Source organism: Streptomyces sp. NPDC020379, assembly GCF_044387105.1.
Lineage (GTDB): Bacteria > Actinomycetota > Actinomycetes > Streptomycetales > Streptomycetaceae > Streptomyces.
The window spans coordinates 314,644-327,371 of record NZ_JBIRVR010000005.1 but is presented as its reverse complement, the minus strand read 5'-3'; the positions used below and the strand labels follow the sequence as shown (position 1 = coordinate 327,371).

The following is a 12,728-nucleotide window of genomic DNA, read 5'->3' as shown; positions in this document are numbered from 1 at the left end:
CGCCATGGGCGCACCCGCTGAACGGACTGCGCCGGACCGCCCCGTCGCCAGCAGCCACCACCCGGCCCCCGGCCCACAACGCACGAAGCGCCCTGCGGACGGCGCCCACGGGGACCGAGACCACGGTCCCCTCGGCACGCTCCCCGGGCACCGGGCACCGGACCGCCCCGTCGCCAGCAGCCACCACCCGGCCCCCGGCCCGCGGCACACGAGGCACCCCGGGGACGGCGCCCGCGGCCCCCTCGGCACACCCCCCGAACGGACGACACCGGACCGCCCCGTCGAAGAGCACCCGGCACGCGGCCCGCACCCCGCGGGGCGTCCCGCCGGCAGCCCCACGAACACGCCCCTCGGCCTCCGGCGGCGGGGCACCCCGTCGAAGGCGGACAGCACGCGAAGCGTCCCGCGGACGGCTCTCACCAGTAAGGCGGTCACGACTCCATGAACCCAACCCCTGGACAACCGACGGCTCCAGGCACCTCGGCCCGGCCCCACGCCCCGTATCAGCCCACCACCCCGGGCGCCCCCTGGCGGCATCACGCGCCCGCCCGGCCCGGCCCCCGTGCCGTCCGGCAGTCTCCCGTCGGGCCCACCACCCTTCTCGTCATCGCCAAGGAGCCGCTGCCCGGGCGGGTGAAGACGCGGCTCACGCCGCCGTACAGCCCGGAGCTGGCGGCGCGGATCGCCGAGGCGGCGCTCGCCGACACCTTGCGGGCCGTGCTCGCCATGCCCGCGCGGCGGCGCGTCCTCGTCCTCGACGGGCGGGCCGGGCGGTGGCTGCCTCCCGGGTTCGACGTCGTGCCGCAGTGCGCGGGCGGGCTCGACGAGCGGCTCGCGGCCGCCTTCGCCGGGTGCGCGGGGCCCGCGCTGCTCATCGGCATGGACACCCCGCAGGTCACCCCCGCGCTGCTGGCCCCGGCGCTGGCGGACGACGCGTGGCGCGGGTGCGACGCGTGGTTCGGCCCGGCCGCCGACGGCGGGTTCTGGGCGCTCGGCCTGGCGGAGCCCCGGCCCGGTCTGCTGCGTGGCGTCCCCATGTCCACGGCCCGCACCGGGGCCGTCCAGCGGCGCCGTCTCACCGAGGCCGGGCTCGTCGTGCGCGACCTGCCCGAACTCCGCGACGTGGACACCGCCGAGGACGTGGCCCAGGTCGCGGCCGCGGCACCGCACGGACTCTTCGCGGCGGCCGTCGCGGCCGGGGCCGCCCGGTGACCCTCGGCGAACTCACCGTGGGCCGGTCCACCGGCGCCTGGAGCTCCGACCCGTACGCCGACGCCGTCCATGTCGGCCGCGGCCCGCTCTTCCTGCGCCGCGCGGACGGCTGGCTGCTGCCCCTGGAAGTGGAGCGCTGGTGCGCCGACGCGGACGCCGCCGACATGACCGTGCTCGACCGCTGCGAGGGCGAGGTCATCGATATCGGCTGCGGCCCCGGCCGTCTCGTCGCCGCCCTGGCCGCGCTCGGCCGCCCGGCGCTCGGCGTCGACGTGAGCCCGGCGGCCGTCGCCCGCACCCGCCGCACGGGAGGCTCGGCGCTGTGCCGGTCGGTGTTCAACCCCCTTCCGGGCGAGGGGCGTTGGGGCACGGCGCTGCTCCTCGACGGGAACATCGGGATCGGCGGTGACCCCCGCGCCCTCCTGGCCCGCGTCGCCGCCATCACCGCGCCGCGCGGGCTCCTCCTCGTCGAGGCCGCGGCGGCGGACGTCGACGAGCGGGTACGGGTGCGGGTGGACGACGGCCGGGGCCGGCTGGGGCCGGCGTTCCCCTGGGCGCGGGTGGGGATGACCGCGCTGCTGCGGCACGCGGACGCGGTGGGGTGGCGGATGGCGGACCGCTGGGAGTCGGCGGACCGTTCGTTCGCGGCGCTGCGGCTCTGACGCGGCGGGCCGCGGCCGCGGCGAGCGGGCCCCCGGGTCAGCCGCCCTGGTGGTGGGCGATCACTTCCTCCAGGGACCCCTGGGGGACCTCACCCCCGGGGGTCAGTTTGTCGACCGCCCGCGGAATCACCCGGGCCAGCTGGTCCGCCGCTTCCTCCGGGGTGACGCCCGCCTTCTGGGCGACGTGGTCGAGCGCCTGATAGGGCAGGGCCTGCGCCACTTCCGGGCCGCTGAGCTCCGCGTTGGGCCCGGTGCCCACCCAGGAATCGGTCTTGCCGCCGAGACCGCCCTCCTGGAGCTGCTGCAACAGGCCGGAGAGCGACTCCCCTCCCCCGCTGCCGAGCGCGCCGAGCAGCGAGCCCAGCAGAGAGCCTTCCTTGCTGCCGCCGAGCAGCCCGCCGAGCAGGGTCCCCAGATCGTTGTCCGCCATGTCTGCCGCCTTTCCCGGAAGCGCACCGATATGCCATCCATCTATCCCGGGACGGCGGATCCGGCCCGGGATGACGGGATGTTCACTCGTACGCAGCCATGGTCAGGCGCGCTGCGGCGCCCGCGCGAACTCGGCCATTCCTTCCGTGAAACCGACCTCGGCGCGCCAGCCCAGCTCCTCGCGCAGGCGCCGCGACGACGCGGTGATGTGGCGGACGTCGCCGAGCCGGTACTCGCCCGTGACGACGGGCGCCGGTCCGCCGTGCGCGGCGGCCAGGGTGGCGGCCATCTCGCCGATGGTGTGCGGGGTGTCGCTGCCGCAGTTGTATGCGCGCAGGGTGCCCGCGGGGCGGCTGTCGAGGTGTTCCAGGGCTAGGGCGTTCGCCGCGGCCACGTCCCGTACGTGCACGAAGTCGCGCCGCTGGCGGCCGTCCTCGAAGACGCGGGGGCCCTCGCCGCGGGCGAGCGAGGAGCGGAAGAAGGAGGCGACGCCCGCGTACGGGGTGTCGCGGGGCATGCCGGGGCCGTAGACGTTGTGGTAGCGCAGGGACACCGCCGTGCCGCCGGTGGCGCGGGCCCAGGCGGCGGCCAGGTGTTCCTGGGCCAGCTTGGTCGTCGCGTAGACGTTGCGGGGGTCGGCGGGCGCGTCCTCGTCGACGAGGCCCGGCGTCAGTTCCCGGCCGCAGCGCGGGCAGTGGGGTTCGTAGTGCCCGGCGTCGAGGTCCGCGGCCGCCCTCGGGCCGGGGCGCACCACGCCGTGCCGGGGGCACACGTAGTGGCCCTCGCCGTAGACGACCATGGAGCCGGCGAGGACCAGGCGGCGTACGCCCGCGGCGGCCATCTCCGCGAGGAGCACGGCCGTGCCGAGGTCGTTGCAGCCCACGTAGGCGGGCGCGTCGGCGAAGTCCTTGCCGAGGCCGACCATCGCGGCCTGGTGGCAGACGGCGTCGATGCCGGGCAGCGCACCGGCCACGGCCGCGCGGTCGCGGAGGTCGGCGCCGGTCCACTCGACGCCGGCGGGCCGGGGCGGTGCCTCGGGGTGGGCCGCGGGCAGCAGGGCGTCGAGGACGACGGGCCGGTGGCCGCGGTCGGTGAGTGCGGTGACGATGTGCGAGCCGATGAAGCCCGCGCCTCCGGTGACGAGTACGCGCATGGCCTCGACGTTAGGGGCGCGGGCCGCGGGGCGCCCGTTCCGGCGCCGCCCCGTCACCGGTCCGTAAGAACCGCGCCGGCCGTCAGCCCGTCTCGCTCGTGGCCGTGGCCGCGCGCGCCGCCCAGCGCTGCTCGACCTTGCCGAACCGCCAGTAGGCGAGCGCCGCCGCCCAGACCACCACGAAGAGGCCGACGATGACGAAGCCGACGTTGTCGAGGTTGAGGCCGGAGATCCAGCCGGTGACCCCGTCGTTCATGCCGAGCTTGTCGTGCAGCACGGTGACCAGCTCGATGGTGCCGATGAGGAAGGCCACGGCGATCGACAGGCCGGTGATGGTGAGGTTGTAGTAGACCTTGCGGACGGGGTTGGAGAACGCCCACTGGTAGGCGAAGTTCATGAACGTGCCGTCGAGGGTGTCGAAGAGGCTCATCCCGGCGGCGAACAGCAGCGGCAGGCACAGGATCGCGTACCAGGGCAGCCCGGCGGCCGCGCCGCTGCCCGCCATCACCATGAGGGTGACCTCGGTGGCCGTGTCGAAGCCGAGGCCGAAGAGGAAGCCCAGGGGGTACATCTGGCCCGGGCGGGTGATGGAGCGGGTGAAGCGGCCGAGGACGCGGTTCATGAAGCCGCGCGAGTCCAGGTGCTGCTCCAGCTCGGCCTCGTCGTAACGGCCCTCGCGCATCGCGCGGAAGATGCGCAGGATGCCCGCGAGGGCGACGAGGTTGAGGGCGGCGATGAGGTAGAGGAAGCCGCCGGAGACCGACGTGCCGACGACGCCGAGGGTCTGGTGGGTGGTGGAGTCCTCGTCCATCAGCTTCCCGGCGAGCTGAGTGCCGCCCGCCACCAGCGCCGCCATGACGACAACCACACTGGAGTGGCCGAGGGCGAACCAGAAGCCGACCGAGACCGGGCGCTTGCCGTCGGCCATCAGCTTGCGGGTGGTGTTGTCGATGGCGGCGATGTGGTCGGCGTCGAAGGCGTGCCGCATGCCGAGGGTGTAGGCGGTGACGCCGAGCCCGACACCGTAGACCTTGGAGTCCACGGTGTAGTGGTCGGGGACGACGAGCAGGTAGAGCACGCCGAAGGCGACGACGTGCAGGGCGGCTATGACGCCCAGGAGGCCGGCGGTGCGGACGGTGTCCTGGCGGCGCCAGCGGAAGGCGGGCGGGCCGCCGGCCGCGGGCCCGGCGGGGGTTCGGGTGGGCAGGGTCATCTTGCGGGTCACGCTCCAGCACCTCGTGGATCTTCTCGTGAGATGCCGTGGCCGGTCTCCTGGCTTACGGGTTCGCTCGCGCCCGCCCCTGCCTTCCCGGCAGCCGGCTGCGGCCAGTGGCTCCACGCGCCCGTGGGAGGCGCGCGGAACGGGACGGTAACTCCCCGATCACAGTGGCGAGGGCCGCTCCGGGGTGGGACCACGAGGGTCCGTCACCGGTCTTCCCGAGCACCACGGCCGGGCCACCTTAACGCCCTGACCGGCACAAGTGGCAAAGAAGTGGCAGTTGCCATAGCCAGGCAACAGCTTCCTCGGGGCTTTCACGGCCCGCCCGCCGTTCCGGAGCGCCGATGCTGGACGTGCCCCGCGGGCCGGTGCTACCAGTGCAGTTGACGGGTCACCCCGTCCGGCAGAGAGAGGGCACACCCATGGCGGACACCGGGCAGGGACCGGAGCACCGGGTCGGATTCGTACGCCGGATCGGGCTGTTCCAGGCCACCACCATCAACATGAGCCAGATGTGCGGTATCGGACCCTTCGTCACCATCCCCCTGATGGTGACGGCGTTCGGCGGCCCGCAGGCGGTGATCGGATTCGTCGCGGGCGCACTGCTGGCGCTCGCCGACGGGCTGATCTGGGCGGAGCTGGGGGCATCGCTGCCGGGGGCGGGCGGCAGTTACGTGTATCTGCGGCAGGCGTTCCAGTACCGCAGCGGGAAGCTGATGCCGTTCCTGTTCGTGTGGACGGCCATGCTGTTCATCCCGCTCGGCATGTCGACGGGGATCATCGGCTTCGTGCAGTATCTCGGCTATCTGTGGCCGGGCATGGGACAGACCGCCGGGGACCTCGTGGGGCTCGCGGTCATCGTGGCCATCGTCGCGGCGCTGTGGCGGCGGGTCGAGAACATCGCGCGGCTCACCGTGGTGCTGTGGGCGGTGATGATCGCCTCGGTCGTCCTCGTCATCGTCGCGGCGTTCACCCACTTCAGCCCCCACCGCGCCTTCACCTACCCGGCCCACGCCTTCGAGCTGACGACCAATCACTTCTGGATCGGCTTCGCGGCGGGCCTGACCATCGGCATCTACGACTACCTCGGTTACAACACCGCCGCCTACATGGGCGCGGAGATCAAGAACCCCGGGCGCACGATGCCGCGCGCCATCATCTACTCCATCCTCGGCATCATGGCGATCTATCTGCTGCTCCAGATCGGCACGCTGGGGGTCGTCGACTGGAAGCAGATGCTCGACGAGAACTCCACCGCGCACTCCTCCGTGGCCTCCGCGGTCCTGGAGACGGCCTGGGGCAAGGGCGCGGCCCGGACGGTCACGGCGCTGATCCTCCTCACGGCCGTCGCCTCCGTCCTCACCGGCCTCCTCGGCGGCTCCCGCGTGCCCTACGACGCCGCGCGGGACAAGGTCTTCTTCCGCTCCTTCGGACGCCTGCACCCGCGCCACCACTTCCCCGTGCTGAGCCTGGCGTCGATGGGGGTCATCACCGGCATCGGCTTCCTGATCGGCCGTCATACGGACCTCACCACGCTGATCCAGCTGCTCACGACCGTGATGGTGATCGTCCAGGCACTGGCCCAGGTGGTGGCGGTGTCGGTGCTGCGCCGCCGGCAGCCGGGGCTGCTCCGCCCGTACCGCATGTGGCTCTACCCGCTGCCGAGTCTGGTGGCGCTCGTGGGCTGGCTGGTGATCTACGGCTACGCGGACAAGAACTCCCCCGGCCGGCACCCCATCGAATGGTCGCTCGCCTGGGTGGCCGCGGGCTGTGTGGCCTTTGTGCTCTGGGCGCGCCACGAGAAGGTGTGGCCGTTCGGCCCGCGCGAGATCTCCGAGGAGTACCTGCCCGCGCCCGACCCAGGCGCGGGCGCCGACCCCGACGGTTCCACGGGCCCGGGAGCGGACCCCGACGCGGGCCCCGGCCCGGACGCCGGGCCGGGCGCGGGCCCGGGTGCCGACACCGATCCCAGGGCGCCGGAACCGGTCTGACGTCGCCTCATGGGCGCGGAGCCGGGCGGCCCGGCCACCGGTGGCCGGGCCGCTCGGTGATAGAAATTGCATCCATGCCTGTGACCCCCTCACCCTCCGCGCCCGCGGCCTCCTCACCGCACGCCCCGGGCGCGGCACCGCGCAGACTGCTCTGGCACCGCCTCATATTCGGGCTGTGGTTCCGGCCGGTCGAAGTGCTCGACGAGGCCCGGGACCGCAGCGTCTGGGGTGCGGCGACATTCCTGTGCCTGGTCGCCGGGCTGCTGGGGACGCTGGGCAGGGGCGACTTCCGGGCGCAGTGGCGCGTCAGCCCCACACTCGCCCTGGAGGCGGTGGCCATCGCCGACGGTGTTCTGCTCCTCGCCAGCCTGCTGCTGGGCGTCGCCACGCACGCGATCGCCCGCAGGCTCGGCGGCAACGGCAGGTTCGGCCCGACGGTCACCCTGTTCGTGGTGATCTTCTGGGCGACGGACCTGCCACGGCTGGCGCTCGACGCCTGGCTGCCGGGCGGTTCCTATCCCGTGCGGGCGGCGGCCTGGATCACCGCGGGCTTCGGTTACGCGTTCTCCGCGCTGCTGATCCGGGGCCAGCACCACCTGCCGACGCACAAGGCGGTGGCGGCGGTGAGCATTCAGATGCTGGCGGCGACGGCCCTGCTGAAGTTCCCGGCCGGCGGCTGAGGCTCCGGCCCGGTGGCGGCCGTCGCGCACGGAGGAGATCCGTGGCGGAAGTCGAAGGCCCGCCCGGTGCGACGGGGGATGCACACCGGGCGGGCTCACGCACAGTTCTACCTCATCAAGGATGGGTCATGCATCAAAAACCTGTTCGGCTTTTTCTATGACCACTGCACGGGGAGCGAAATCAAGCCACGCGCCCGCACCGAGGGCCGCCACCTGACCTCCTCACGCGGAACACCGAGTTCCAGAGTGGGGAACCGCTCCAGCAGCACTGCCAGCGCCGTTTCCGTCTCCATCCTGGCCAGCGGCGCTCCCAGGCAGTAGTGGATGCCGTGGCCCAGCGCCAGATGCCCGGAACGATCACGGTTCGGATCCAGCCGTTCCGGATCGGCGAAGTGACGAGGATCACGATTGGCGGAGGCGATGGCGAGCAGCACGGTCTCGCCCGCGGGCACCGTGACCCCGCCGATCTCGATGTCCTCCAGCGGGAATCGCCGGATGGACAGCGGTGAAGGGCCGTCCCACCGGTTGAACTCCTCGACCGCCGCGCCGAGTCCGGCCGGATCCGAGCGCAAGGATTCCATCAGGGCCGGGTGGTCCAGGAGGGCGAGGACGGAGTTGGCGATGAGGTGGACGGTGTTCTCGTAGCCGGCGAAGAGGATGAGGAAGGCGAGCGAGGTGAGTTCGTCCTCGGAGAGCCGGTCGTCGCCGTCCTCGTCGTCCCGGACCGCGATCAGGTCCGAGAGCAGGTCGTCGCCGGGTTCGGCGCGCTTGCTCGCGATCAGTCCGGTGAAGAAGCGCACCAGGTTCCCGACGGCCTCCTTCATCAGGTGCGGCCGCTCGGGGTCGGGCGCGATCATCGCGTCGGTCCAGGCGCGGAAGTCCAGGCGGGCCTCCTTGGGTACGCCCAGCAGGTCGCAGATGACGATGATGGGCAGCGGTCCGGCGTAGGCGGCGAGGAGGTCGGCGCGCCCGTCGGCCTCGACGGCGTCGAGGAGTTCGTCGGCGACCCGGCGCACCGGGGCGCGGAGCTTGTCGACGCGGCCGGGGGTGAACGCCTTCACCACCAGGCGGCGCACACGGGTGTGGTCGGGCGGGTCCATGTTCAGCAGGTTCGCGTCCAGCGCCGGAGGCAGCGAGAAGCCGCTGTAGTTGCCGGGCTTGGCGTTGCGCTTGTCCAGCGACAGGCGGGGATCCGCGAGGCACTGGCGCACGTCGTCGTAACGGGTCACCAGCCAGGCGGGCCGGCCGTCGGCGCCGGTGACTCTATGGACGGGCCCGGCCTCGCGCAGCTTGGCGTAGGTGCCGTACGGATCGGTGGTCAACGAGTTGACGTCGAAGGAGGCGGTGTTCTGCATGAGAGACGACTCTAGACGGACGGATTCGAGGCCCGGCACGGGCTGTTCACCACTCACATCGGCCACATCCAGCCCGTCCGGTCAGCACTCACATCAGCCACGACAAGCCCGTCCGGCGATTGAGGACGCGCCCGCAGGCGCTCCCGCCGCAGGCGGCGAACCGGCCCGCAGGGACAGAGAAACCTCAGCCGGGACATCGAGCACCCGCAAACAGCGGAACGCGCACGGGCGACGCCGGATCCGTATCGCTACGGACCCGGCGCCGACCTGTGGCGCAGGCGGCCTTGACCCCCGTCCAGGGCCGCCTCGTCTGTGGGCCGCGCGCCGTCAGGGACGGCGTGCCGCGCAAATCTCCCGTAGTTCGGTGAGCACGGACTCCACCAGCGGGTCGCGGTAGACGTCCGCGACGCGTGCCAGGTGCTCGTGTTCCTCGGCCGGATCGGAGCTGACGGTGATCACGACACTGTCCGCGTGCGGCGCCGGCACATGGCCGGTGACCTGGTTGGCCAGGCCCCGCCGCAGGGCCGCCGCCTCCACCACCGCGGCCAGGCCGCGCTCGTCCAGGGCGGCGGCGTTCGCCTTCTCCCGGGCGATGTCCAAGGTCGCCGCCTCGACATGGCGCCGGATGCCGCGCTGGATGTCCCGGATCTCGGCCATCTGCCGGTTGGCCCGCCACTCCAGGTCCGCCAGCGGCCAGCGGCCGCCCCAGCGGCGCTCCACGAGGGTGACCTCCGGGGCGTGGGCGGTGACATCCTGCCACAGCGGCTGGAGCCGGCGCAGCCGCCGCCAGGCGGCCACCCGCGGGCCCGCGGCGGGCAGCGAGAAGCCGATGAGGACGAGCAGCGCGGCGATCGAAGCGCTCATCGGGGCCACGCCGTTGGACAGCCAGTACGCCTCGTGGCCGCCCCAGCTCAGCACGAATCCGATCAGCTTGCACAGGCAGTACAGCAGGCCCAGCCAGCAGCCCGCGGCGAGCGTGCGCAGGCCCTTGGAGAGCCAGGACCGGCCCAGTTGGGTGGCGTAGCGCGGGCAGAGCATGCCGAGCCCGGCGAGGCTCACACCGAAAATGGCCAGATACAGCACCAGGAAGGCGACCACTCCGGGTGCGTCGGCGTAGGCCGTGCTGAAGTCGCGGGGGTGCTCCACGGAGTCGGGCCTGCCGACGGCGAAGCAGACGACGGCCGCCGCCCACGCCACGGACACGGCGGCGACCGCGAACCGTGAGCGCGCCGCCGCCCGGGCCCGGGCCCGCTCCTCGCCCCGGCCGGTCCAGCGCAGCAGCAGCACCGTGGCGCCGGACGCGAACAGCACGACGGCCGAGTAGAGGAAGACCATGGCCAGGTTGGCCACGCCGGTCAGCCGGTCGAAGGCGCGGTAGACGCTGGGCGCGGAGAAGAGGAAGACGACGGGGACGCCCGAGATCGTCAGGGCGGTCAGCCCGAGGTCCACGTTGTCCCGGTCGCGGAGCCAGGCGCGGGTCTTGTAGCCGACGATGACCCAGGCGACGGCGCTGAAGGTCAGATAGAGGACGTCAAACACCGGTGACGCCCCCTTCCCTGAGCTGTTGGCGCACGTGCTGGAGCGCCGGGCCGAGCGAGGCCGCGAGCTCGGCGGCCTCCCCCTCCAGCGGCGCGTCCTGGCCCGGCGGCGGCGGCACGATCTTCTCCATGAGGAGGGTGCCGAGGATCTCGGTCTCGCGCTCGGTGAGGTTGTCGTAGCAGTGGTGCCGGGCGAGGCCCATGGTCAGGCCCATCCGGCGCATGGCGGTGGCCACGTCGACCGACGGCGTCCACACCTTGAGGGCGTCCTCGGTGACGGCCGGGTCCTGGTCGTGGCCGAGCAGCAGGTGGCCGACCTCGTGCAGCACGATGTGGACCTGGTGCCAGGGCGAGGTCTTCTGTTCGTAGATGACCCAGAACGCGTCGTCGGTGGTGGCCGTCATGCCCGAGACGACACCGTCCAGGCTCATCGGGATCAGGCGGATGGGCCGGCCGACGCGGCGCGAGACGACCTGGCACAGGCCGTGCAGGTCGGTCGACGCGGGCAGCGCGAGCTCCTGGATGAGCTGCTTGCAGCGGCGTCGTATGCGCCCCACTCGCATGCCTGCACCGTCCTCGTCCTCGGTACGCCGCCAGTAGGTGAAGAGCTGGTCATCCGCCGTGACGGTCACGGTCGCTCCTCACCACCCGCGTCGGGCGGGTCGGCCGGAAGATTCATCTGCTGCCGGAATTGGGCAATGATCGTGTTGAGGCTGTCCTGGACCTCGGGCGGCAGCCCCACCGAGCGCAGGGCTATCGCGCGGACGCGCTGATCCCTCATGGCGACGAGGAAGCGGACCTCCTCCTCCACCCGCTCGGCCTGGGAGGCCGAGAGGTCGCCCATCAGATAACCCACGGGCACGGCGAAGAATTTCGCGAGAGCGCGCAGCACGTCCGGACTGGGGTTGGCACGCCTGCCGTTGCGCAGCATCGACAGATACTGCTCGGTGAGCCGCACCCCGCCGTACTGCTCGGTCCCGCGGCTGATCTCGTCGGCCACGTGACCATTGGTGTACGGCGCTCCCGGCGGATGCATGTTCGCGAACAGGTAATTGAGCCGCTCCGCGAGCGGGCTGCCCAACTCACCTGCCGACCTGTCGCCCCCGACTGCCATCTGCTCCGTCCTCACGAGCTGTCCCCATGTCACCTCACGGCCAGTTAAGCCGGAGGTGGCTACGAGGAGCATCCTGTCACGGGACAACGCCTGACACTAGTCCGCTCGGTGTTCTCCTTGCGTGAACGACTTAACCACGAGTTGATATCGGTTCTTCACCCCGAATCCCCGGTGCGTTCCGCTCCCCATGGCCGGCCCGTCCCCGGACGCGGTCTCGACACCCGAACACACGTGGCCGGTTCCGGTCGTACCGGTGAATCCCGGCGCGCCGGGCTCTCGTTCCCTCCGGCGGTCCGTAGGACGATGACACGCTCGTCCCGCACGCGACTCGGACCCCTGGCTCCTCATACGGGACAAAGGCGAGCCGAACGAGAGGAATCCGTTCATGAACAGATTTCTGAGACATCTCGCCCTTCGGGGCGCCGCCGCCCTGCTCCTCGGACTGCCGACCGCCGTGGTGCCCGGCACCCTCGCGGCGGCCGCGGGGCCGCCGCCCGGCGCCGCCGCGGCCGACGCCTACTGGACGCCGCAGCGGATGGCGTCCGCGCTGCCGGTGGTGACCGGCAAGCAGGCGCCGCCACCCCCGGCGGTGACGGAGGAGCGGGCCGAGGGGGGCGGCGTGCCGCCCAGCCACCCCTTCGACGGGCTGCCGCAGGTGGGGACGTTCTTCTGGACCGACGGCAAGAACACCGGGCGCTTCTGCGGCGGCACGGTCGTCCGCAGCCCCGATCACGACCTGGTGATCAGCGCGGCCCACTGCCTGCGCTCCCCCGACCCCAAGCGGCACCTGTCGTTCGTGCCGCAGTACCACGACGGCCTCAAGCCGCACGGCGTCTTCCCCGTCGAGAGCATCTACATCGACCAGCGCTACTACGACCGGGGCACGGACGGCGGGGCGCGCTGGGACTACACGGTCGTGCGGCTCGGCCCGCGCTCGGACGGCACCGAGGCGCAGAGCGCCGTGGGCGGCTTCGACTTCGCGATCGGCACCGGCTACACCCACCACGACGTGCGCCTGATCGGCTACCCGGGCAGCAGCGACGCGAAGTACCCCAAGCCGATCGACTGTTCCTCGTCCACGCACCGCTACACCAGCACCGACCCCAAGGCCCCGGGCGACTTCCTGGAGATCGCCTGCGCGGGCTATGTGGGCGGCACGTCGGGCGGCCCCTTCCTGGTCCCGGAACTGACGGGCTATCTGCTGATCGGTGTCATCGGCGGCTACCACACGGGCGGGGACACCCCCGACATCTCGTACAGCTCGTACTTCGACGACGATCTGCTGGACCTGTACCTGCACGCGGTCGAGGGTGACCCGCCCGCGGGCCGGTGAGACGCCGACGGCGCCCGTGGCCGGGAGGGCCACGGACGCCGT

12 protein-coding genes and 1 riboswitch are annotated in these 12,728 nt (G+C 72.5%); of the genes, 5 read left to right on the top strand and 7 right to left on the bottom strand.

The genetic code is table 11. The features are described from left to right. Positions 1-441: 441 nt before the first annotated feature. Both ACH427_RS09555 and ACH427_RS09550 read left to right on the top strand, forming a co-directional pair. Positions 442-1,212 (top strand): DUF2064 domain-containing protein, encoded by a 771-nt coding sequence (locus tag ACH427_RS09555; protein WP_398868861.1) that lies wholly within the window; start codon positions 442-444, stop codon positions 1,210-1,212. Then, positions 1,209-1,874, top strand: coding sequence for a methyltransferase domain-containing protein (locus tag ACH427_RS09550; protein WP_398868860.1), 666 nt, complete (start codon positions 1,209-1,211; stop codon positions 1,872-1,874). Before ACH427_RS09555 ends, ACH427_RS09550 begins: the two co-directional genes overlap by 4 nt. A 37-nt stretch (positions 1,875-1,911) precedes the next feature. Here ACH427_RS09550 and ACH427_RS09545 read toward each other — a convergent pair whose 3' ends face one another. The 3 genes from ACH427_RS09545 to ACH427_RS09535 all read right to left on the bottom strand — a co-directional run bounded on the left by ACH427_RS09545 (position 1,912) and on the right by ACH427_RS09535 (position 4,681). Next, entirely contained in the window at positions 1,912-2,334 is a 423-nt protein-coding gene (locus tag ACH427_RS09545) for a YidB family protein (RefSeq protein WP_398868907.1), read from the bottom strand. Positions 2,335-2,406: 72 nt separating this feature from the next. Beyond that, complete coding sequence (locus tag ACH427_RS09540; RefSeq protein WP_398868859.1) at positions 2,407-3,456, bottom strand: NAD-dependent epimerase/dehydratase family protein; 1,050 nt, start codon at positions 3,454-3,456, stop codon at positions 2,407-2,409. An 82-nt stretch (positions 3,457-3,538) separates the two neighbouring features. Continuing rightward, on the bottom strand, positions 3,539-4,681 hold the full coding sequence (locus ACH427_RS09535) for a HoxN/HupN/NixA family nickel/cobalt transporter (RefSeq protein ID WP_398868858.1): 1,143 nt from the start codon (positions 4,679-4,681) through the stop codon (positions 3,539-3,541). A 19-nt stretch (positions 4,682-4,700) separates the two neighbouring features. Continuing rightward, a riboswitch (cobalamin riboswitch) is annotated at positions 4,701-4,920 on the bottom strand. Between the two features lie 177 nt (positions 4,921-5,097). Here ACH427_RS09535 and ACH427_RS09530 point away from each other — a divergent pair. Both ACH427_RS09530 and ACH427_RS09525 read left to right on the top strand, forming a co-directional pair. Further along, positions 5,098-6,666: an amino acid permease gene (locus ACH427_RS09530; RefSeq protein ID WP_398868857.1), complete on the top strand. Its 1,569-nt coding sequence runs from the start codon at positions 5,098-5,100 to the stop codon at positions 6,664-6,666. A gap of 74 nt (positions 6,667-6,740) precedes the next feature. After that, entirely contained in the window at positions 6,741-7,346 is a 606-nt protein-coding gene (locus ACH427_RS09525; RefSeq protein ID WP_398868856.1) for a YIP1 family protein, read from the top strand. Positions 7,347-7,501: 155 nt separating this feature from the next. Here the strand turns inward: ACH427_RS09525 and ACH427_RS09520 are convergent, their stop codons facing one another. From ACH427_RS09520 to ACH427_RS09505, 4 genes are all read right to left on the bottom strand, one after another. Next, the gene (locus ACH427_RS09520) at positions 7,502-8,701 is read right to left on the bottom strand and encodes a cytochrome P450 (protein WP_398868855.1); all 1,200 of its coding nucleotides are present in this window, start codon (positions 8,699-8,701) and stop codon (positions 7,502-7,504) included. 327 nt (positions 8,702-9,028) lie between these two features. After that, the gene (locus tag ACH427_RS09515; RefSeq protein ID WP_398868854.1) at positions 9,029-10,240 is read right to left on the bottom strand and encodes an MAB_1171c family putative transporter; all 1,212 of its coding nucleotides are present in this window, start codon (positions 10,238-10,240) and stop codon (positions 9,029-9,031) included. Then, the gene (locus ACH427_RS09510; protein ID WP_398868853.1) at positions 10,233-10,871 is read right to left on the bottom strand and encodes a hypothetical protein; all 639 of its coding nucleotides are present in this window, start codon (positions 10,869-10,871) and stop codon (positions 10,233-10,235) included. Before ACH427_RS09510 ends, ACH427_RS09515 begins: the two co-directional genes overlap by 8 nt. Continuing rightward, on the bottom strand, positions 10,868-11,353 hold the full coding sequence (locus ACH427_RS09505) for a helix-turn-helix domain-containing protein (protein WP_398868852.1): 486 nt from the start codon (positions 11,351-11,353) through the stop codon (positions 10,868-10,870). Before ACH427_RS09505 ends, ACH427_RS09510 begins: the two co-directional genes overlap by 4 nt. Positions 11,354-11,738: 385 nt before the next feature. On the opposite strand from ACH427_RS09505, the gene ACH427_RS09500 reads away from it, so the two are divergent. Next, complete coding sequence (locus tag ACH427_RS09500) at positions 11,739-12,686, top strand: trypsin-like serine peptidase (protein WP_398868851.1); 948 nt, start codon at positions 11,739-11,741, stop codon at positions 12,684-12,686. Positions 12,687-12,728: the final 42 nt, after the last annotated feature.

Excerpts from the sequence above, each read along its gene's own strand:
- ACH427_RS09540 (WP_398868859.1), bottom strand. The coding sequence starts at position 3,456 with ATGCGCGTACTCGTCACCGGAGGCGCGGGCTTCATCGGCTCGCACATC.
- ACH427_RS09520 (WP_398868855.1), bottom strand. The coding sequence starts at position 8,701 with ATGCAGAACACCGCCTCCTTCGACGTCAACTCGTTGACCACCGATCCG.
- ACH427_RS09555 (WP_398868861.1), top strand. The coding sequence starts at position 442 with ATGAACCCAACCCCTGGACAACCGACGGCTCCAGGCACCTCGGCCCGG.
- ACH427_RS09505 (WP_398868852.1), bottom strand. The coding sequence starts at position 11,353 with ATGGCAGTCGGGGGCGACAGGTCGGCAGGTGAGTTGGGCAGCCCGCTC.
- ACH427_RS09500 (WP_398868851.1), top strand. The coding sequence starts at position 11,739 with ATGAACAGATTTCTGAGACATCTCGCCCTTCGGGGCGCCGCCGCCCTG.
- ACH427_RS09525 (WP_398868856.1), top strand. The coding sequence starts at position 6,741 with ATGCCTGTGACCCCCTCACCCTCCGCGCCCGCGGCCTCCTCACCGCAC.
- ACH427_RS09530 (WP_398868857.1), top strand. The coding sequence starts at position 5,098 with ATGGCGGACACCGGGCAGGGACCGGAGCACCGGGTCGGATTCGTACGC.